A 20,671-nucleotide genomic window follows, 5' to 3' on the forward strand; every position below is an offset into this window, starting at 1 on the left:
ACGATGTTAGTCCACCCGGCGGACGGCCCCCTTATCGGCGGAGGTGGCCATCGCGGCGTAGGCGCGCAGGGCCTTGGACACGACACGCTCGCGGTTCGCGGTCCACGGCTTCTCGGAGGCCTCCATTGCTTCGCGACGCCGCGCGATCTCCTCGTCCGGCACGTCGAGGGAGAGGCGACGGGTGTGGACGTCGATGGTGATGGGGTCACCGTTCTCGATGAGGCCGATGAGCCCGCCGTGGGCGGCCTCGGGGGAGATGTGGCCGATGGACAGGCCGGAGGTGCCGCCGGAGAAGCGGCCGTCGGTGATGAGCGCGCACTTCTTGCCCAGGCCCGCGCCCTTGAGGAAGGACGTCGGATGCAGCATCTCCTGCATACCCGGACCGCCGGAGGGGCCCTCGTAACGGATGACCACGACCTCGCCGGCCTGGACCTCACGCTTGAGGATGATCGACACCGCCTCCTCCTGGCTGTCGACGACGCGCGCGGGGCCGGTGAAGGTCCACAGCTCCTCCTCGACGCCGGCGGTCTTGAGCACCGAGCCGTCCGGCGCCAGGTTGCCGCGCAGGACCACGAGGCCGCCGTCGGCGGAGTGGGCGTGCTCGACATCGTGGATGCAGCCGTTGACCTGGTCGGTGTCCAGGGAATCCCAGCGGTTGTCGGTGGAGAAGGGCTCGGTGGTGCGCACGCCACCCGGGGCGGCGTGGAAGAGCTCGGTGGCGGCCTCGGTGGCCTGGCCGCCGCGGATGTCCCAGTCACCCAGCCACTCGTCGAGCGAGTCGTAGACGATGGAGTGGACGTCGCTGTTGAGCAGGTCGGCGCGGCGCAGCTCGCCGAGGATGGCGGGGATGCCGCCGGCCCGGTGGACGTCCTCGATGTGGTAGATCCCGTTGGGGGCGACCTTGGAGATGCACGGCACGCGGTGCGAGATCTCCTCGATGTCCGCGAGGCTGAAGTCGACCTCGCCCTCCTGCGCGGCGGCCAGGGTGTGGAGGATGGTGTTGGTGGAGCCACCCATCGCCATGTCGAGGGCCATCGCATTGCGGAAGGCGTCCTTGGTGGCGATGTTGCGCGGCAGGACGGACTCGTCCTCCTCGCCGTAGTAGCGGCGGCACAGCTCCACGATGGTCTCGCCGGCCTGTTCAAAGAGGCGGCGGCGGGCGGAGTGGGTCGCCAGGGTGGTGCCGTTGCCGGGCAGGGAGAGGCCGAGGGCCTCGGTGAGGCAGTTCATCGAGTTGGCGGTGAACATGCCGGAGCAGGAACCACAGGTCGGGCAGGCCGACTCCTCGATCTGGGCCAGGCCCTCGTCGGAGACGTTCTCGTCCGCGGAGGCGGCGATGGCGGTGATGAGGTCGGTGGGGGTCTGTGCCACGCCGTCGACGACGACGGCCTTACCGGCCTCCATCGGACCGCCGGAGACGAACACGGCGGGGATGTTGAGGCGCAGGGCGGCGTTGAGCATGCCCGGGGTGATCTTGTCGCAGTTGGAGATGCACACCATGGCGTCGGCGGTGTGTGCGTTGACCATGTACTCGACGGAGTCGGCGATGATCTCGCGGGAGGGCAGGGAGTAGAGCATGCCTCCGTGTCCCATGGCGATGCCGTCGTCGACGGCGATGGTGTGGAACTCCTTGGGCACGCCCCCGGCGGCCCGGACGGCGTCCGCGACGATGTCGCCGACGTTCTTCAGGTGGACGTGGCCGGGGACGAACTGGGTGTAGGAGTTGACGATCGCCACGATCGGCTTGCCGAACTCATTTTCCTTGGTGCCGGTGGCACGCCACAGGGCGCGGGCTCCGGCGGCATTGCGTCCGACGGTGGTGACTTTGGATCGAAGCGGGAACACTTACTGCTCCTTCAGGTTCTCAGGGGTATCGGTGGGGTGCTGGTTCTGCCGGGCAGCCTCTCGTGCAGCGTACTCCTCCTTGCTCAGGAGGATCTGCCGCCCGTCGCGGTGCACGATGGTGACCTTGTCGTCGGCGGCCTCCTGCGCGGCGGTGAGGACATCGGGGATCCGCCCGCGGGAGGCCTCGGCCAGCTGCGGCAGGGAGTTGAAGGTGACGCCCGGCATCATGTGCTCGGCGCCGTCGCGCGTGGTCAGCAGGGCGCGGGTGCCCTTGAAGCCGAGGCCGGTCACGTCCTCCCAGGCGACGGAACGGCCGCCGCGGAAGGCGTAACGGAGGTCGACGCCGCGCTCGCTCACGACCGTGCGCGCCCGTACCACCCAGAAGATGAAGGCCGCCGGGATGAGCAGCAGCCAGCCCAGGTAGAGCGGGGCGGAGGGGATGACCAGCATCGCGACGGCGATGATGAGACCCGCCGCGAAGAGGTGGGCACGTTCCGGGGCGAACTCCACGGATTCGGCGTGGACAGCGTGAGAACTCATGGCGACCATGCTAGTTCAGACCGCGCAGGCCTCCCGCGTCCGGGGTGAGCGGGGCCGGTGTCGTCGGCGGGGCGGGCGTCTCGACGCCCGGTTCCGGCGCCGGGGAGGTCTCCGTCGGCGCCGGGGTCTCCGGCACGCGGGGCGGCGGGGTCGGCGTCGGGGTGGGGGTGGGCTGCGTCCACGTCGGCGCGGGAACAGGCTCGGGGGTGGGGGAGGGGGCCGGGCTCTCACTCGTCTCGACGACCGGGGTCCGCGGGGCGAGCACGCCGGAGGGCCCGTCGTTCCCGGCGTCGAGGGTGAGGGTCTTGAGCAGCAGCAGGGCGAAGAGCAGGGCGAAGAGGTAGGTGGTGGAGGCACGCACGCGCCCGCCGACCGAGGCCAGGCGCCGCCAGCCGGAGGTGGGGGTGTCGTGGCGGAACACCCCGCCGGCGGGGGTCTGGTGGGTCTCGGTGTCCTCGGGTTCATCCCCCTGCGGCCCGCGGTCGACGACGGCCGGGTCCCGGCCCTCCTCATCGGCGAAGCCGGTGGGGACGGTGATGTCCTGGTCGCCGGCGGAGTCGGGGGAGCCGGAGAGGGGGACGTCGATAAGCGGGGTGCGGGACAGGGCCGCGGTGGTGACGGTGTCGACGCGGTCCTTGACCTCGCCGGTGATGGTGGTGGCCGAGCCGTACTCGTTCCAGAATTCGTCGAGGATCTCGGTGCGGATCGCGCGCTCGACGAGCCACTGCATGCCGGCCTCGACCTGGACCATGAAGCGCATGTCCATGGTCCACGGCATGCCCACGGTCGCGGGCGGGGTGATGGCCACGGCCGGGTGGACGTCGAGCTCGCCGATGAGGACCTCCGCCACGTCGGGGCGGCGCAGGGCGCGGCGGGTCGCGGCCTCGGAGCGGTCGATGGCGTCCTGCGTGTCGGCGGAGCCCAGCAGCGGCACGGGCATGACCACCACGGCGCGGGACCAGTAGTTGGAGGCGTTGATGCTCACCCGGGCGGTGGAGTTGGGGATGATCACCGTCTCCTGCGCCAGGGTGCGGATGCGGGTGGAGCGCATGGTGATCTGGATGACGGTGCCCTCGACCTTGATGCCGTTGCCCTCGAAACGCACCCAGTCGCCGACGCCGAACTGCTTCTCCGTGAGGATGAAGAACCCGGCGAGGAAGTCCGCGATGATCGACTGCGCTCCGAAACCGATGGCCGCCGAGACCACGGTGGCGGGAATGGCGGCGCCCGCCAGGGAGAAGCCGAGGGTCTGGAGGAAGAAGATGAGGAGCAGGAAGAAGACGATGAGCTGGAAGATGTAGACAGACACGCCCGTCAGTGCCAGGCGGGTCTTCGACTCGTCCGGATCGGTCGTCTCCTCCACCCCGTGGGCCAGCCAGCGCTGCGCGAATCGGCCGACGCGGGGCACGAGGAGCGCGATGACGAAAAGGATGGCCAGGGTGAGTCCCTGGTCGGCCATCCACGCCCAGGCGCGGGTGAGCAGGTACATGGCGAAGTCGGGCATGGCGCCCACGATACGACTATCGCCGAACCTGTGTGTATGATGATCGGCATGATCACCATTCGACTTGAGGTAGCAGCAGCGCGGCGCCTGCCGTAAACGACTCCTACCCACGTCGTCTCGACAAGCGCCCTCGACAGCACCCACCATCAGTGCTGTGCGGGGGCTTTGTCATTAGATGGTCACAGGTCACAGCCAACTTGTGCCGACGCCAGCCGCCAGGCCGACCCTCCCGCACCACGGGCAGAGTCACCAGGTAGCGTTCCAACTGCATTGTCCTTGTGAAATTAGGAGCTTGATAACGTGGCAGCTTCGCACACGCCCACCCCGGCCACGGTCGCCAAGAAGTCCGCGGGAGCCGAGAACGCCCCCGAGCGGATGACCGGCGCCCAGGCGATCGTCCGTTCCCTCGAGGAGCTCGGGACCGACATCGTCTTCGGCCTGCCCGGCGGCGCCATCCTCCCGCTGTATGACCCCCTGTTCTCCTCGACCAAGCTGCGCCACGTCCTCGTGCGCCACGAGCAGGGTTCGGGCCACGCCGCCACCGGCTACGCCCAGGTGACCGGCAAGGTCGGCGTCTGTATCGCCACCTCCGGCCCCGGCGCCACCAACCTGGTCACCCCGCTGGCCGACGCCAACCTCGACTCGGTCCCGATGGTCGCCATCACCGGCCAGGTCGGCCGTTCCCTGCTGGGCACGGACGCCTTCCAGGAGGCCGATATCCGCGGTGTCACCATGCCGATCACGAAGCACAACTTCATGGTCACCGACCCCAACGACATCGCCCGCACCCTCATGGAGGCCTTCCACCTCGCGCTGACCGGTCGCCCCGGTCCGGTCCTGGTGGACATCCCCAAGGACATCCAGAACGCCGAGTTCGACTTCGTCTGGCCGCCCAAGATGGATCTGCCGGGTTACAAGCCGGTGACCACTCCGCACTCCCGCCAGATCACCCAGGCCGTGCAGATGATCGCCGAGTCCGAGCGCCCCTGCCTCTACATCGGCGGCGGTGTCATCAAGGCCGACGCCAACCGTGAGCTGCTGGAGTTCGCCGAGTACACCGGCATCCCGGTCGTGACCACCCTCATGGCCCTCGGTGCCTTCCCCGAGTCCCACCCGCTGCACATGGGCATGCCCGGCATGCACGGGGCCGTCCCGGCGGTCGGCGCCATGCAGCGCTCCGACCTGCTCATCGCCATCGGCGCGCGTTTCGACGACCGCGTCACCGGCAACCTCGAGGAGTTCGCCCCGGACGCCAAGGTCATCCACGCCGACATCGACCCGGCGGAGATCGGCAAGATCCGCGAGGCCGCCGTCCCCATCGTCGGTGACGCCCGCGAGGTCCTCTCCGCCCTGCTGCGCACCTACCGTTCGCAGAAGAACCTCAACCCGCCGCAGATCAGCGAGTGGGTCGAGTACCTCACGGACATCAAGGAGCGCTTCCCTCGCGGCTACGACAAGCAGTCCGACGGGATGATGAGCCCGCAGTTCGTCATCGAGACCCTGTCGCAGGAGGCCGGTCCGGACGCGATCTACGTCGCCGGCGTCGGCCAGCACCAGATGTGGGCCGCCCAGTTCGTCGATTTCGAGAAGCCGCGCACCTGGCTCAACTCGGGTGGCCTGGGCACGATGGGCTACTCCATCCCCGCCGCCATGGGTGCCAAGGCCGGCCTGCCCGACGCCGAGGTGTGGGCCATCGACGGTGACGGCTGCTTCCAGATGACCAACCAGGAGCTCACCACCGCCGCCGTTGAGGGCTTCCCCATCAAGGTCGCCCTGATCAACAACGGCAACCTGGGCATGGTCCGCCAGTGGCAGACCCTCTTCTACGGGGGCCGCTACTCCAACACCAAGCTGCGCGAGCAGGACGAGTACGTGCCGGACTTCGTCACCCTCTCCGAGGCGCTCGGCTGCGTCGCCTTCCGCGTGACGAAGGAGGAGGACGTCCTGCCGACGATCCAGAAGGCCCGCGAGATCAACGACCGCCCCGTGGTCATCGACTTCATCGTCGGCGAGGACGCCCAGGTGTGGCCGATGGTCGCCGCCGGTGCCTCCAACTCCGACATCGAGTACGCGCGCGGCCTGCGCCCCTTCTTCGAGGGGGACGAGTCCGCCGCCGAGGATCCCGCCGACATCCACGAGGTGCTGGAGGACGCTCAGGAGGAGACCATCGAGGAGGTCCTGGAGGACCGCGAGAGCAAGGAGAACTAGGGACATGGCGAACACCGACATCATCCGCAACACGCTCAGCGTCCTGGTCCAGGACGTCGACGGCATCATCTCCCGCGTCGCCGGCATGTTCACCCGCCGCGGCTACAACCTCGTGTCCATCGTCTCGGCACACACCGACACCCCGGGCATCTCGCGCATCACCATCGTCGTCGACGCCAACGAGGTGGTCATCGAGCAGGTGACCAAGCAGCTCAACAAGATCATCCCGGTGCTCAAGGTGGTCCGCCTCGAGGAGGACTCCACCATCGCCCGCGCCATCATGCTGGTGAAGGTCAACGCGGACAACACCAACCGCCCGCAGGTCGTCGACGCGGCGAACATCTTCCGAGCCCGCGTCGTCGACGTGGCGCAGGAGTCCGTGGTCATCGAGGCCACCGGCACCCCGGGCAAGCTCCGCGCCCTGCTGGAGGTGCTCGAGCCCTTCGGCATCCGCGAGCTCATCCAGTCCGGCCAGATCGCGCTCAACCGCGGTCCGAAGACGATGGCCCCCTCCAAGTAAGCAATTTCCCACCAGGTGAGACAGTTTCAGAGAAACTCCCACCTGGTGGGGTACCCCTGTCTCATGTTGTGGTACAAACAACATGAGTATCTGTATATGACGAAAGGCGAGATTTTCTCCCATGGCTATTGAACTGCTTTACGACGCCGACGCTGACCTCTCCCTCATCCAGGGCCGCAAGGTCGCCATCATCGGCTACGGCTCCCAGGGCCACGCCCACGCACAGAACCTGCGTGACTCCGGCGTCGAGGTCTGCATCGGCCTGCGCGAGGGCTCCAAGTCCGCCGAGAAGGCCGCCGAGGCCGGCTTCGAGGTCAAGACCAACGCCGACGCCGCCGCCTGGGCCGACGTCATCATGCTGCTCGCCCCGGACACCTCCCAGAAGTCCATCTACGAGAACGACATCGAGCCCAACCTCAAGGACGGCGACGCCCTCCTCTTCGGCCACGGCCTCAACGTCCACTTCGACCTCATCAAGCCCGCCGACAACATCGTCGTCGGCATGGTCGCCCCCAAGGGCCCGGGCCACCTCGTGCGTCGTCAGTTCGTCGACGGCAAGGGCGTTCCCTGCCTCATCGCCGTCGACCAGGACCCCAAGGGCAACGGCCGCGACCTCTGCCTGTCCTACGCCGCCGCCATCGGTGGCGCCCGCGCCGGTGTCATCCCCACCACCTTCGAGGCCGAGACCGTCACCGACCTCTTCGGCGAGCAGGCTGTCCTCTGCGGCGGCACCGAGGAACTGGTCAAGACCGGTTTCGAGGTCCTCGTCGAGGCCGGCTACGAGCCCGAGATGGCCTACTTCGAGTGCCTCCACGAGCTCAAGCTCATCGTTGACCTCATGTTCGAGGGCGGCATCGCCAACATGAACTACTCCGTCTCCGACACCGCCGAGTTCGGTGGCTACCTCTCCGGCCCGCGCGTCATCGACGCCGACACCAAGGCCCGCATGAAGGACATCCTCACCGACATCCAGGACGGCACCTTCACCAAGCGCCTCATCGACAACGTCGAGAACGGCAACACCGAGCTCGAGGGCCTGCGCGCCTCCTACGCCGAGCACCAGATCGAGGAGACCGGCTCCAAGCTGCGCGACCTCATGAGCTGGGTCAAGGTCGAACTCAACGAGACCGCCTAAAAACCCGCTTCTCGACGCCCCGCCAGGTCCGCCCGGCGGGGCTTCGCCCTTTCCACCACCACTCCCGCCCTCGTCGAAAGCACCCCGTTGAATTCACGCCTCCCCGGCCCGAAACTGACTGCTATCGACGCCGTGCTTTCGACGAGGCCTCAGGCAACCCGGGGCACTGACGCCGGAGCGGTGAAAGTCTTCAGTCCCCGCAATACCATGAGCACCATCTCGCAGTGCCCCTCCGGCGGTTCCTCCATGTGACTCTTGCCCGCGCGCAGCACGACGGGTCCCAGGTTTTGCAGTGCCTTCTCGCGCTCGCGTTCGTCGACGATCACTGTCTCCGGGTCCGTGCCGTAGGTCCCCAGGTACTTGGCGCGCCCGTCGATCTCGAGGATCAGCCACCCGTTGATGAGGATGTCGACGAAGTAGTACTTGTCGGTGATCTCGTCGTAGAACTGGACCTGCGTCTCCACGCTGATGATGGCCTCCTCGCCGCACTCCAGCAGAAGGAGCCGCGCCTTGGTCTCCCAGGGGCTACCGATTCCGGGGTGCGAGAGGGCGACGGCCTCCCGGAAAGCGCGGATCCCCGGGTACGCACCCATCAGTGCGAGCCCGGCGTGGAACCGCTCCTCGGTGAATGCCGGCCACCGCAGACGTACGGAGTCGAGGGCGGCCACCGCCTCTCGTTCACCCGCGTAGCGGCGGATGTCGGTGAGGGTGCGCAGCAGTCCGGTGACGCGGATGCCGCCCTGCTCCGTCATTTGCGCCTCCGGGAGGGTGGCTGAGCGGTAGGTGCTTCCGGAGATCCACGAGCTTCTTGACGCCGGGCGGTTGGCCCCGGGCAGCAGCAAGTCCACGGTGTTCTCGATTCCCAACAGAGCGATGCCCCACAGGCGGGCGGCGGCCATGCCGCACACGACCGCCTTGTCGGCGGTCAGTCCCACGGCGGCCGCCCGCGCCTCGGCCTTCTTCCAGGGTGGGAGCCCGCGGTAGTAGTCGGCGGGCACGGCGACTTCGGCGGTGAGACGGAGCAGGTGGCCCGCTGCCAGGTGCGCCCGGGTGTCGGTGTCGGTGAGGGGGATGCGGCGCAGTTCGATGAGGTGGTGGACATCCTTCCAGGGCTGCTTCATGGCCCTGAGGATGCCCTGGTTGCCCCTCGCGCGACGGGTGAGTTCGCGCGGGTGGCGGATATCTGTGGATAACTCCCCTTCATCCACAGGCGGGCGCAGTGCCCGGAGCGCGCGGCGGCGCGTTGTGGTAGGCACACCCTCGTCGAGAGCACGCCGTTGAAAGCAGGGTCTCCGGCCCCCGGAACGGGCTCCGTTCGACGGGGTGAATTCGACGGGGCGGGACGGGGCGGGCCGGGCGGGCCTCAGGAGTGCAGCAGCTCCAGCAGGTGGCGGCGGAGGGCGGGGTCGGGGTCGGCGTCGCGACGCGGGCGGGGGAGGTCGACGGTGATGTCCGCGATGACGGTGGCGTCGGGGGAGGGGGACATGACGAGGATGCGGTCGGAGAGCAGGATGGCCTCGTCGACGTCGTGGGTGACCATGACCACGGTGCGGCGGTCGGCCTCCCACAGGGAGAGCAGTTCCAGCTGGAGGTCGCGGCGGGTGAGGGCGTCGAGGGCGCCGAAGGGTTCGTCGAGAAGCAGGATTTCGGGCTCGACGGCGAAGGCGCGGGCGATGCCGACGCGCTGCTGCATGCCGCCGGAGAGGCGGGCGGGGCGGCGGTCGGCGGCGTGGGCGAGGCCGACAGCGGCGAGGTGGTGGTCGGCGATCTCGCGGCGCTCGGTGGCGGTGAGGGAGGGGCGGGCGGAGCGCAGGCCGAATTCGATGTTGCCGCGGGCGGTGAGCCAGGGGAGCAGGGCGTGGTCCTGGAAGACGACGGCGGGGCGGCCGTCGACACGCACGGTGCCGGTGGAGGCGTCGTCGAGGCCGGCGACCATGGACAGGATGGTGGATTTGCCGCAGCCGGAGGGTCCGAGGAGGGAGACGAACTGGCCGGACTCCACGTTGATCGACGTCGGCGCGATGATGCGGGTGGGGCCGTAGGAGCGGGTGATGTCGGTGAGGGTGATGGCGCTAGTCATAACGGACGGTCCTCTGCAGGGCGGCGATGAGGTGGTCGAGGATGAGGCCGGTGAGGCCGATGATGACGATGGCGACGACGATGGCGTCGATGTCCAGGCGGTTCCACATGTTCCACACGAAGAAGCCGATGCCCCGGCCGCCGACGAGCATCTCGGCGGCGATGATGACCAGCCAGGACGTCGACAGCGAGAGACGCAGGCCCGTGATGATGCCGGGCAGGGTCGCCGGCAGCCACACCTGGGTGACGGCCAGCCACAGCGGCGTGCCCAGCGTCGAGGTGAGTTTGAGGTAGGTGGGGTGGATGTGGCGGACGGCGTCGATGGTGTTGAGCAGGATCGGCCACAGGGCGGACAGGACGATGACGAAGACGGCGGTGCGCTCGGCGTCGTGCAGCAGGGCCAGGCCGATGGGCAGCCACGCGAGCGGGGACACCGGGCGGAGGATCTGCACGAGCGGATCCAGCGCCCAGCGCAGGATCTGCAGGCGGCCGAGGAGGAAGCCCAGGGGGATGGCGATCGCCGCGGCCAGCAGGAAGCCCGTGAGCACGCGCCGCAGGGAGGTCACCAGGTGCCAGAAGATGCCGACACTGCCGGGGCCGTCGCGGTAGAAGGGGTCGGAGAGGATCTCCACCCCGCGCTGCCACACCCCGGCCGGGGTGGGGGCGAGTTCGCCGGCGGGCACGAAGGACCAGGCGAGGATGAACAAGGCGAAGAGGACCAGCCCGAGGGCGGTCGCGCGCAGCCGGGCACTCACACGAGCTCCCAACGGCGCAGCTGGGTGCGCATCCATTCGAGGGCGGCCGGGTCGGTGGCGTCGCCGAAGTGCAGACGCTCCTTGTCCACGACCTCCTCGCCGGCCCAGTTGAGGTAGCGGCCCTCGAAGACGGGCTCGAGCAGGGGGGCAGGCTGGTTGAGGTACTTCTCGGCGGAGAGCAGCTGGGAGGCCTCGGCGTGGTGACCGGGGGAGTTGAGCCAGGCGGAGGCCTCGGCGAGGGCCTCGTTGATGGCGCGGGCCTGCTCGGGGTGGGCGGCGACCCAGTCCTCGCCCATGGCGACGGCGCAGCAGGGGTGGCGGTCCCAGAACTCCTTGGTCATGTGGAGCACGCGGCCGGAGCCGGTGGCCAGGGCGCGCTGGTTGAAGGGCTCGGGGCCGATGAAGCCGTCGATGCCGCCGACCTCCAACTGGGCGACCATGTCGGCGGGGCGCAGCAGGCGGAGTTCGAGGTCGGCGGTGGGGTCGACGCCGGCGTCGGCCAGCGCGCTGCGCAGCAGGAGGGAGTGGATGGAGTACTCGAAGGGGATGCCGATGACGCGCCCCCGCAGGTCACCCAGCCCGGAGACCGATCCGTGCAGGTCGGAGGCGATGGTGAGCGCCTGTCCGTTGGTGTTGAGGGTGTAGGCCAGCGAGGTGGGGCGCGAGGTCGGGGTGACGGCCATGGGGGAGAGCATGTGGGTGACGTGCAGCTGACCGGTGAGGTAGGCGGACCACAGGTCGGCCCAGCCGGCGAAGCGGCGGAGGGAGACGTTGAGGCCGCGGCGTCGGAAAGCGCCGAGGGCGTCGGCGACGGCGAGGGGCGCGGAGCAGGCGATGGGGACGTAGCCGATGGTGAGGGCGTCGCCCGCCGGGGCGGGGCCGGGGAGCGCCGAGACGGCGCGGCCGCCGAGGAGGCCGAGTGCGCCCAGCGCCGTGGCGCCGAGGAAGGTGCGGCGGGTCAACGCCATGTGAAACCTCCGGTACGTGCTGACTAGACAGAACAGTCTTTCAAGGAACGTGCCAACTGTACAGGTCGGTATGGTTGCGGCGGCGACTTACATTCACCCCATCCGTCGGCGCCCCCACCCCGGCGGGGATAGACTCATCGCCATGGGTTTCACCACGCCGAGCTACGACCTGCCTGATCTGTTCGCCCGCATCGACCGGGGAGACCTCCAGCTCCCAGATTTCCAGCGCTCCTACTCCTGGGACGTCGACCGGATCCGATCGCTCATCGTCACCGTGCTCCGTGGCTATCCGGTCGGCTCGCTGCTCGCGCTCGACACCCGCAACGCCCCCATGCGTTTCCGCCCGCGCCCCATCACCGGTGCGCCGACGCCGGCCACCGCCCCCGGACTGCTGCTTCTCGACGGACAACAGCGCCTGACCACCCTCTACCACTGCCTGCAGGGCGACGGCGTGGTGGACACGGTGGACTTCCGCTCCAAGCGCATCCGCCGCACCTTCTACGTCGACGTGGCCCGCGCCGTCAGCTCCCCGGTCATGCCCGATGAGGCCGTCTTCTCCGTCGACGACGACGGCCAGGTGAAGTCCCACTTCGGCCCCGAACTGCCCGGCGGCCTGCCCGACCGGGCCGCGGCCATCGCCCACGGCTGCCTGCCCGTCGCCGACCTGCTGTGGGAATCCGCCACCGACCTCCTCTTCGACATGGCGGCCTCCCGCCCGGAGACCCGCGAGGTCGTCAAGCGCTTCTACGACACCCTGGTCAAGCCGCTGGCCGCCTACGACATCCCCATGATCCGCCTGGCGCGCGAGACCGCCCAGACCGGCGTGGGCTCGATCTTCGCCCAGGCCAACTCGGCCGGCCTGCAGATGGACGTCTTCGAGCTGCTCACCGCCGTGTTCGCCACCGAGGACCCGGACTTCTCCCTGGCCGAGGACTGGGCCGAGACGCGCCGGATCCTCGGCCGCTACCCGGCGCTCGACCACATCGACCGCACCGATTTCCTCACCGCCGTGTCCCTGCTGGTCACCTCACGCCACGGCCACGCCGCGGGGCAGCGCGAGGACATCCTCAACCTCACCCTCGCCGACTACCTCCACGCCCGCCGCGAACTGCGCGTCACCTTCCTCGAGACCGCGGAGTTCCTCTCCCAGCGCTGCATGCTCACCATCGACCAGGTGCCCTACACCGCGCAGCTCGTCCCCCTGGCCGTCATCTTCGCCCGCCTGGCGGACACCCCCCGGGCGCTCGCCTCGACGAAGGCCTGGGACAAGCTCAACCAGTGGTTCTGGTGCGGCATCTTCGGCGAGCTCTACGGCTCCGCGGCCGTGATCAACCGCTCGGCCCGGGACGTCGACCAGGTCACCGCCTGGATCGAGGGCCACACCGACGAGGTGCCCAAGACCATCCGGGACGCCTCCTTCTCCGAGTCCCGCTTCTTCTCCGTCCGCGAGAACTCCGGCGTCTACCAGGGCATCTACGCGCTGCTCATGGCGCGCGGTGCCCGCGACTGGCGCACCGCGCAGCCCTTCGACCGCTGGACCTTCGCCGAGCTGCAGCCCGGCTTCCACCGCGTCTTCCCCCAGGAGTGGTGCCGCGAGAACGGCGTCGAGGACGTCGTCGCCGACAGCGTGCTCAACCGCACCCCCATGGGCAAGCGCACCGAGGTGGTCATCGACGGCTCCGCCCCCACCCGCTACCTCACGCGGGTGCAGACGAAGTCGCTGCTGGAGGACTCCGAGTTCGACACCGTCCTGGGCACCCACGAGATCAACACCGCCCTGCTCCACCAGTCGGACTTCGCCAACTTCCTCCGCGACCGGCGCTCCCGGTTCGTCGGCATGGTCGAGTACGCCATGGGCAAACCGGTGGTCAGGGACGTCGATGACCGCGATTACAGCGGCGGGGACGAGGGGCCGAACGCGTTCAGTGCGTGAACGGGGGTGCCCCGGGGAGTGGTCTGGCTCATAAACGGACAGGTCATGCGACAACGACCTGTGGTTGCGACTAATGTGTTATCCGTTCCAGGCCCTGAGGTTTCCGGGGCCGTATTTTTCACAGCTGGGAGAGAACACGTGAGCAAGCCCGTCGTCCTTATCGCCGACAAACTGGCCCCGTCCACCGTAGATGCGCTCGGAGACGCTGTGGAGGTGCGTTGGGTCGACGGCCCGAACACCCCGGAGCTGCTTGCCGCCGTCCCGGAGGCTGACGCACTGCTGGTCCGTTCCGCGACCACCGTCACCCGAGAGGTCCTTGAGGCCGCCCCGAACCTCAAGATCGTGGGCCGCGCCGGCGTCGGTCTGGACAACGTCGACATCGACGCCGCCACCGAGCGCGGTGTCATGGTCGTCAACGCTCCGACCTCCAACATCCACTCCGCCTGCGAGCACGCTATCGCCCTGCTCATGGCCACCGTGCGCCAGATCCCGGCCGCCGACGCCACCCTCCGCGAGGGTGAGTGGAAGCGCTCCGCCTTCAAGGGTGTGGAGATCTTCGGCAAGACCATCGGCATCGTCGGCTTCGGCCACATCGGCCAGCTCTTCGCCCAGCGCCTCTCCGCCTTCGAGACCGAGATCATCGCCTACGACCCCTACGCCAACCCGACCCGCGCCGCCCAGCTGGGTGTGGAGCTCGTCGAGCTGGAGGAGCTGGTCTCCCGCGCGGACATCATCACCATCCACCTGCCCAAGACCAAGGAGACGGCCGGCATGTTCAACGCCGAGCTGCTCGCCAAGTCCAAGAAGGGCCAGATCATCATCAACGCGGCCCGCGGTGGCCTCGTCGATGAGCAGGCCCTGGCCGACGCCATCACCTCCGGCCACATCTGGGGCGCCGGCTTCGACGTCTTCTCCACCGAGCCGTGCACCGACTCCCCGTTGTTCGGCCTCCCCGAGGTCGTCGTCACCCCGCACCTGGGCGCCTCCACCGAAGAGGCCCAGGACCGCGCCGGCACCGACGTCGCCGCCTCTGTGCTCAAGGCCCTGGCCGGCGAGTTCGTCCCGGACGCCGTCAACGTCTCCGGCGGTCGCGTCGGCGAAGAGGTCTCCCTGTGGCTGGATCTCGCCCGCAAGCTCGGCCTGCTGGCCGGCCAGCTTCTCGACGCCGCACCGGTCGCCGTCGAGGTCGAGGCCCGCGGCGAGCTCTCCACCGAGGATGACCTCTCCGTGCTCGGCCTCTCCGCCGTCCGCGGCCTGTTCTCCGCCACCACGGATGAGCCGGTCACCTTCGTCAACGCCCCGCAGATCGCGGAGTCCCGCGGCCTGGACTACAAGGTGGAGACCGCCACCGAGTCCACCACCCACCGCTCCTCCGTCGAGGTCAAGGTCATCGGCTCGGACGGCTCCTCCCGTTCCGTCGTCGGCGCCCTCACCGGCCTCGAGCGCGTCGAGAAGATCGTGCGTATCGACGACCGCGGGCTGGACATGCGCGCCGAGGGCCGCAACCTCTTCCTCGAGTACACCGACGCCCCGGGTGCCCTGGGCAAGGTCGGCTCCCAGCTCGGTGAGGCCGGCATCAACATCGAGGCCGCCGCTCTGACCCAGGCCGCCAAGGGCGACGGCGCCATCCTGGTCCTGCGCGTCGACGCCGAGGTCCCCGAGACCCTCGTCAAGCAGATCGGTGACTCCCTGGGTGCCACCAACGCCATCCTGCTCGACCTGGAGTAGTCAACCCTCGCAACGGCGTGTCACCCGCTTCGGGTGGCACGCCGTCGGCGATTCCACGGGTCTCAGTCGGGCGCCACGGTGGGATCGACGACCCCCCTGGCCACGGCCAGGTCCTCCCAGCTCATGCCGACGCACTTGAACACCCGGGGGCGCGTCAGGTCCACCTCGACCCGGCCGGAGACCAGATCCGCGAGCTCATGCAGCTCCGATTCCTGGAGCACTCCCTCGGCGATGGGCTGGATGACGTCGCCGGCCTCGCGCAGGGCGGTGGCGCGGTCCTCGACGAAGACCTGCGCCCGCGCCATGAGCGGCGAATCCAGCTCGCGGAACTCCGGCTCGTGAGAGCCCATGGCGACGATGACGGCGTGGTCGGGGACGAGGAGGGCGTCGAAAAGCGGGGTGGCGGCGGAGGTGCAGCAGACGATGAGGTCGGCCGCGGCGACGTCCGCGGGACCACCCGCGCGGGCGGACAGGCCGAGCTCGCGGGCGTGCGCCACGGTCGCCGCGGTGCGCGCGGCGTCGCGGCCGCTGACGATGACCTCGTCGATCTCGCGGACCTCCGCCATCGCGGTGATGTGGCTGTGCGCCTGCGGCCCGGTGCCGAAGACGAGCATGCGCCCGATGCGCTCCGGCGCGAGGTGGTCGACGGCGACGGCGCTCACGGCGGGGGTGCGCAGCGCGGTGAGCGAGTTGCCCTCCATGAGGGCGCGCGGGGTGAGGGTCTCGGTGTCGAGGAGGAGGTAGAGCGCCTGGATGCGGGGCAGATCGCGGGCGGGATTGTCGGGGGAGACGGTGGCCAGCTTCGTGCCGGTCCATCCGCCGAGGACCGAGGGCATGAGGAGCATGTGGCCGGTGCCGGCGGGGATGTTGATGCGCGCGGGGTCGGTGTCGGGCTTGAAGCCCTCCCGGAGGGCGTGCTCGAGCAGGCGGCGGGCGCGCCCGACGGAGACGGCGGCGGCGATGTCGGAGGAGGTGATGAAGCGGGGGGTCATGCGTTCCTTTCGAGGGGGTCGCGGGCTGCTTCCCGACGCGCGATCGCCGGGGCGAAGATGACCGCGAGCAGCGAGATGGAGGCGGTGATGATGATGTAGATGGCGATGGGGTGCCACTGGTCGTGGAACTCGTGGAGCAGCCAGGTGGCGATGAGCGGGGCGGTGCCGCCGGCCAGGGCCGCGCCGATCTGGTAGCCGAGGGTGACGCCGGTGTAGCGGATGCGGGCGGAGAAGATCTCCGAGCTCATCGTGCCGAGGGTGCCGGTGACCGGCGGCCACACCACGCCCAGGCCGATGACCACGGCGGCGAACACCGCCCAGTTGGCACCCGTGTCGAGCAGGAGGAAGAAGGGGAAGGCGAAGGCGGCGATGGCCACCGCGCCGGTGACGTAGACGCGGGTGCGGCCCACGCGGTCGGAGAGGGCGCCCATGACGGGGATCATGAGGGTGGACACGAGAGCGCCGAGGCTCACCGCGTTGAGCACGGTGGAGCGCTCGAAGTCGAGGGTGCCGGTGGCGTAGGAGGCGACGAAGGTGGCGAAGATGTAGAAGGGTGCGGTCTCCACGACCTTGATGCCCACGGAGACGAGGACGGCGGGGAAGTGGTGTCGCAGGGTCTCCAGGATGGGCAGCTTCGCCACGTCGCCCTTCTTCTGCGCCGCCTGGAAGTGCGGCGTCTCGCCCAGGCCGGAGCGGATCCACAGGCCGACGAGGACGAGGACGAGGGAGGCGATGAACGGGATGCGCCAGCCCCAGGAGAGCAGGAACTCGTCGCCGAAGGCGGAGACGGCGGCGAAGGCGAGGGAGGACAGCAGCATGCCGATGGTGATGCCCATCTGCGGGACGGAGCCGAAGAAGCCGCGGCGCTTCTTCGGTGCGTTCTCGAAGGCGAGGAGCATCGCGCCGCCCCATTCGCCGCCGATGGCCAGGCCCTGGATGATGCGGAAGAACACCAGCAGCGCGGGGGCGGCCATGCCGATCTGGTCATAGGTGGGGATGAGGCCGATGGCGACGGTGGCCACGCCCATCATGACAAGCGTGACCACGAGGGTGACCTTGCGCCCGACGCGGTCGCCGAAGTGGGAGAAGATGATGCCGCCGAAGGGGCGGACGAAGAAGGTGAGCGCCAGCGTCAGATAGGAGAGCATCTGCGAGACGAAGGGGTCCTCGGTGGGGAAGAACTGGTGGTTGAAGATGAGCGCGGAGGCAGTCGCGTAGAGGAAGAAGTCGTACCACTCGATGGAGCTGCCGGCCAGGGAACCGGCGAGGACGCGACGGTCCCGTCGCTTGTCGGGCGGGGGAGTGGTGGGGGCGACGGTCATGGGTGGGCCTTCCGGTCACGGGACAGGGATGTGATAGCAGACACAGTACAATGTTACTGGGGTGCGGGTCCACGCCCCTGCCCGCGCGCGTCCTAGTTTCCGGCCCACACCCCGGTGATGTGCCCCAGGTGGGCGGCCATGAGGGTGTGCATCCGCGCGGGGTCCCGGTCGGCGATGGCCGCGACGATCTCGAGGTGCTCCCGGGCGGTGTTTTCCAGCTCGCCTTCCTCGGCCAGGGTCCGCAGCCCGCTGAGGCGCGCCAGGGAGCGCAGGGAGCGGACGTGGCGCACGGCGACGTCGTTCCCCGCGGCGGCGAGCAGGCCCAGGTGGAGGGAGGTGTCCAGGCGGATGAACTCGATGAGGTCGGTGCTGTCCGCCGCGCGCAGGGAGTCCTCGGCCAGGCGGCGGGCGGCGGCGAGGGTGTCCGCGGGAAGGCCCTGCTCGGCCACGCGGCGCATGAGGGGGATCTCGATGAACGCGCGCAGCTCCACGTGCTGCGCCCGGGTCTCCGGGGAGAATTCGAGGACCCGGTAGCCCTTGTAGGGCAGGGCCGTGACGTGGCCCTCGGTGGCCAGGTCGAGCATGGCCTCGCGGACCGGGGTGGCGGAGATCCCGAACTCCTCCGCCAGGGTGGGGGCGCTGAGGATCTGCCCCGGGGTGAGGTCGCCGACGATGAAGGCGTGACGCAGGTGTTCGGCCACCTGGGCACGCAGCGGCAGGTCGCGGGGCTCGTCGAGGCGGGGGAGGCGCCGGGAGTCGGGGAGTGTGGGGCGGGAAGCCATAACGGCATTATGCCGGATGTCTGACGTCCTCCGAATCCGCGGACCGGATGGTCTACTTTTCGGGGGATGGCGGGGACTTTCATTCACCGCCCTGCGGCCTCGTAAAGCCAGGTAGAACTGCCAAAAAGCGAGCGCAAGAACAAAAATAGACCGAACAGTATGGTCAATGTAGACGGAAGGGTGTTGAATGGTCCCGATACCGCACGAAGCCAAGGAGTACTGATGAGCGACCTCACCCCGAACCACACCGCCGGCCAGCCGCTGGAGCCGATCGACGCCGAGAAGCTCGCCGAGCTCGCGCAGAAGAACATCGACAACCCGGAGGGTGGCCGCAAGACCATCCGCACCCACACCGAGGCCGACGGCAAGTTCCGCAACTACACCCAGGTCCGCAACCTGGAGCCGGTCCTGGTCTCCGAGCCGCCGGCCCTCCTCGGCGACGACACCGCCCCGAACCCCACCGAGATCGCGCAGGCCGGTCTCGCGGCCTGCATCTCCGTGGGCATCCAGGCCATCGCCACCCACCGCGGCGTGACGCTGACGAAGATCGCCGTCGACATCGAGTCCGACATCGACGTCTCCCCGACCTGGGGCGTGGGCGACCTCAACGAGGGCAAGCGCCCGGGAGTCTCCGATGTCCGGGTCAAGGTGGAGATCGAGGGCGACGCCGACCGCGCGACCCTGCAGAAGATCCACGACGACGCCATCCAGTGGTCCCCGGTGGTCAACACCTACACCCGCCCGGCCGTCCTCACCTCCGAGCTGGTCTGAGAATGAGCACCGCACTGCTTGAGACGATCGCCGGCAACGCCAAGGCCGTCGACCGCAACGAACTGCCGGCCCGCTATGGCCTCGAGCTCCTCGGCGCGCAGCAGCTGTTCATCCGGGACAACCTGCGCGACACCGCCCGCCAGCTCCGGGAGATCGCCGCCGTCGACCTCTCCGTCGCCTTCGGCGTGTGGGCCCACACCATGGTCATCACCTACCTGCGCGAGGCGGACACCGACTACGTCCGCTACGTGCTGCCCGCCCTGGAGAACGGCTCCCGCCCGGGCGTCACCGGCATGGCCCCGGCCTTCAAGGAGGCCGCCGGCGCCGGCACCATCGACCTCACCGCGACGCCCACCGAGGACGGCTACCTGCTCAACGGCAAGCTGGCCTGGGCCTCCAACCTGGCCGATGACGCTGTCATCGTCACCGCCGCGCGCACCCCCGCTGGGGAGCGCCTGCTCGTGGTCTTCGACGGCTGCGCCCCGGGCGTCACCCTCGGCACCCCCTTCGCCCTGCTGGGTCTCAACGCCACCTCCTCGGCCGGCGTCACCCTGGAGAACGTCCCGGTCCCGGAGGGGCAGGTCCTCTCCCGTGACTTCGAGGGCTTCATCGCGGCCGTGCGCCCGACGTTCCTCATCCTCCAGACCTCCGAGTGCCTCGGTGTGGCCGACGCGGCGATCGACGCCGCCGCCACCCGTCTCACCGGCGTCAACGAGGTCCTCACCGAGGACGTCGCGCGGGTCCGCGCCGAGGTCACCCACCTCATCCAGACGCAGGAGCTCATCGCGAGCGTGCTGGACGACGGCGCCACCGTCGACCGCGTCAAGCTCCTCGAGCTGCGCCTGGCCGCGGCCCGCGCGGCCGTTGACGCCACCGCGCTGGAGGTCCGCGTCGCCGGGGGTGCCGGCTACGCGCAGTCCTCCCCGGCCTCCCGCCGTTTCCGTGAGGCGGCCTTCATTCCGGTACAGTCGCCGTCCGAGACCCAGCTGACCTGGGAGCTTCGTAAGGCGAAGCAGGAGGGATGAGTGTGACCGTGGCCGAACTGAGCGTCACCGGGGATCAGCTGCGCGCCGCGGTGGGCACGTTCCCTTCCGGGGTCACCGTGGTGACCACGCTGAAGGAGGACGGCACGGATGTCGGCCTGACGGTCTCCGCCTTCGCCTCGCTCTCCCTCGAGCCGGCGATGGTGCTGCTCGCGGTGGACAACGCCTCCACCTCGCTGCCGTACCTCACCGTCGGCGCGCCGCTGGGTATCTCCGTGCTGGCCGACGGCCAGGGGCCGGTCGCGTACCAGTTCTCGAAGCGCGGGGTCGACCGCTTCGCCGGCGTGGCCACGCAGCGGGGGCGCGGCGGGGTCGCGCTTATCGACGCCGCCGCGGCCTTCTTCGTCGGCGACATCACCGCCGCCTATCCGGGGGGCGACCACACCATCCTCACCGTCGCCGTCCGCGAGTGCGGGACGCATGAGACGGCCCGCCCGCTGCTCTACCAGCGCGGGCAGGTGCACGACTGGCCGGAATACCAGATCTAGGCTGCCCGTCGGGGTCCCGCACCTGCTAGAATCGCCAACAGTTCAGCAGGTGAGAAAG

The 20,671-nt window shown here is 69.3% G+C and carries 18 protein-coding genes; 8 read left to right on the forward strand and 10 right to left on the reverse strand.

Annotated elements, in window-relative coordinates; all coding sequences use genetic code 11:
• Positions 1-6 precede the first annotated feature (6 nt).
• The 3 genes from ilvD to ACFPUZ_RS06870 are packed head-to-tail and all read right to left on the reverse strand — an operon-like array spanning position 7 to position 3,889.
• Positions 7-1,845 (reverse strand): dihydroxy-acid dehydratase, encoded by a 1,839-nt coding sequence (ilvD, locus tag ACFPUZ_RS06860; protein ID WP_377001042.1) that lies wholly within the window; start codon positions 1,843-1,845, stop codon positions 7-9.
• Positions 1,846-2,385 (reverse strand): PH domain-containing protein, encoded by a 540-nt coding sequence (locus ACFPUZ_RS06865; protein WP_377001043.1) that lies wholly within the window; start codon positions 2,383-2,385, stop codon positions 1,846-1,848.
• A gap of 10 nt (positions 2,386-2,395) precedes the next feature.
• The gene (locus ACFPUZ_RS06870) at positions 2,396-3,889 is read right to left on the reverse strand and encodes a mechanosensitive ion channel family protein (RefSeq protein ID WP_377001044.1); all 1,494 of its coding nucleotides are present in this window, start codon (positions 3,887-3,889) and stop codon (positions 2,396-2,398) included.
• Positions 3,890-4,189: 300 nt separating this feature from the next.
• Here ACFPUZ_RS06870 and ACFPUZ_RS06875 point away from each other — a divergent pair, with 300 nt between their 5' ends.
• The 3 genes from ACFPUZ_RS06875 to ilvC all read left to right on the forward strand — a co-directional run bounded on the left by ACFPUZ_RS06875 (position 4,190) and on the right by ilvC (position 7,752).
• The gene (locus ACFPUZ_RS06875; protein ID WP_377001045.1) at positions 4,190-6,097 is read left to right on the forward strand and encodes an acetolactate synthase large subunit; all 1,908 of its coding nucleotides are present in this window, start codon (positions 4,190-4,192) and stop codon (positions 6,095-6,097) included.
• A 4-nt stretch (positions 6,098-6,101) separates the two neighbouring features.
• Positions 6,102-6,617: an acetolactate synthase small subunit gene (ilvN, locus tag ACFPUZ_RS06880; RefSeq protein ID WP_377001046.1), complete on the forward strand. Its 516-nt coding sequence runs from the start codon at positions 6,102-6,104 to the stop codon at positions 6,615-6,617.
• Between the two features lie 121 nt (positions 6,618-6,738).
• Positions 6,739-7,752, forward strand: a complete 1,014-nt coding sequence (gene ilvC, locus ACFPUZ_RS06885; protein WP_377001047.1) for a ketol-acid reductoisomerase — start codon at positions 6,739-6,741, stop codon at positions 7,750-7,752.
• Positions 7,753-7,901: 149 nt separating this feature from the next.
• On the opposite strand, the gene ACFPUZ_RS06890 is transcribed toward ilvC, so the two are convergent.
• The 4 genes from ACFPUZ_RS06890 to ACFPUZ_RS06905 all read right to left on the reverse strand — a co-directional run bounded on the left by ACFPUZ_RS06890 (position 7,902) and on the right by ACFPUZ_RS06905 (position 11,554).
• On the reverse strand, positions 7,902-8,873 hold the full coding sequence (locus tag ACFPUZ_RS06890; RefSeq protein WP_377001048.1) for a hypothetical protein: 972 nt from the start codon (positions 8,871-8,873) through the stop codon (positions 7,902-7,904).
• 242 nt (positions 8,874-9,115) lie between these two features.
• A complete protein-coding gene (locus ACFPUZ_RS06895) occupies positions 9,116-9,832 on the reverse strand; it encodes an ABC transporter ATP-binding protein (RefSeq protein WP_377001049.1) in 717 nt (238 codons plus the stop codon).
• Complete coding sequence (locus tag ACFPUZ_RS06900; RefSeq protein WP_377001216.1) at positions 9,825-10,553, reverse strand: ABC transporter permease; 729 nt, start codon at positions 10,551-10,553, stop codon at positions 9,825-9,827. Before ACFPUZ_RS06900 ends, ACFPUZ_RS06895 begins: the two co-directional genes overlap by 8 nt.
• Before the next feature lie 29 nt (positions 10,554-10,582).
• A complete protein-coding gene (locus tag ACFPUZ_RS06905) occupies positions 10,583-11,554 on the reverse strand; it encodes an ABC transporter substrate-binding protein (protein ID WP_377001050.1) in 972 nt (323 codons plus the stop codon).
• 142 nt (positions 11,555-11,696) lie between these two features.
• Between ACFPUZ_RS06905 and ACFPUZ_RS06910 the strand changes: the two genes are divergently transcribed.
• Complete coding sequence (locus tag ACFPUZ_RS06910) at positions 11,697-13,487, forward strand: GmrSD restriction endonuclease domain-containing protein (RefSeq protein WP_377001051.1); 1,791 nt, start codon at positions 11,697-11,699, stop codon at positions 13,485-13,487.
• Between the two features lie 138 nt (positions 13,488-13,625).
• Positions 13,626-15,215: a phosphoglycerate dehydrogenase gene (gene serA, locus ACFPUZ_RS06915; protein ID WP_377001052.1), complete on the forward strand. Its 1,590-nt coding sequence runs from the start codon at positions 13,626-13,628 to the stop codon at positions 15,213-15,215.
• Positions 15,216-15,277: 62 nt separating this feature from the next.
• Here the strand turns inward: serA and ACFPUZ_RS06920 are convergent, their stop codons facing one another.
• The 3 genes from ACFPUZ_RS06920 to ACFPUZ_RS06930 all read right to left on the reverse strand — a co-directional run bounded on the left by ACFPUZ_RS06920 (position 15,278) and on the right by ACFPUZ_RS06930 (position 18,311).
• Complete coding sequence (locus tag ACFPUZ_RS06920) at positions 15,278-16,207, reverse strand: ornithine cyclodeaminase family protein (protein ID WP_377001053.1); 930 nt, start codon at positions 16,205-16,207, stop codon at positions 15,278-15,280.
• Complete coding sequence (locus ACFPUZ_RS06925; RefSeq protein WP_377001054.1) at positions 16,204-17,529, reverse strand: MFS transporter; 1,326 nt, start codon at positions 17,527-17,529, stop codon at positions 16,204-16,206. Before ACFPUZ_RS06925 ends, ACFPUZ_RS06920 begins: the two co-directional genes overlap by 4 nt.
• Before the next feature lie 92 nt (positions 17,530-17,621).
• A complete protein-coding gene (locus ACFPUZ_RS06930) occupies positions 17,622-18,311 on the reverse strand; it encodes a GntR family transcriptional regulator (protein WP_377001055.1) in 690 nt (229 codons plus the stop codon).
• 222 nt (positions 18,312-18,533) lie between these two features.
• Here ACFPUZ_RS06930 and ACFPUZ_RS06935 point away from each other — a divergent pair, with 222 nt between their 5' ends.
• From ACFPUZ_RS06935 to ACFPUZ_RS06945, 3 genes are read left to right on the forward strand one after another with little or no spacing between them, the layout of a single operon-like run.
• Entirely contained in the window at positions 18,534-19,082 is a 549-nt protein-coding gene (locus ACFPUZ_RS06935) for an OsmC family protein (protein WP_377001056.1), read from the forward strand.
• Positions 19,083-19,084: 2 nt separating this feature from the next.
• Positions 19,085-20,107 carry an acyl-CoA dehydrogenase gene (locus ACFPUZ_RS06940; protein ID WP_377001057.1) on the forward strand — a complete coding sequence of 341 codons (1,023 nt, stop codon included), beginning with the start codon at positions 19,085-19,087 and terminating at the stop codon, positions 20,105-20,107.
• A complete protein-coding gene (locus tag ACFPUZ_RS06945) occupies positions 20,104-20,613 on the forward strand; it encodes a flavin reductase family protein (RefSeq protein ID WP_377001058.1) in 510 nt (169 codons plus the stop codon). Before ACFPUZ_RS06940 ends, ACFPUZ_RS06945 begins: the two co-directional genes overlap by 4 nt.
• The last annotated feature ends 58 nt before the right edge of the window (positions 20,614-20,671 follow it).

This window comes from Corynebacterium nasicanis, from assembly GCF_042658165.1.
GTDB classification, from domain to species: Bacteria; Actinomycetota; Actinomycetes; order Mycobacteriales; family Mycobacteriaceae; genus Corynebacterium; species Corynebacterium nasicanis.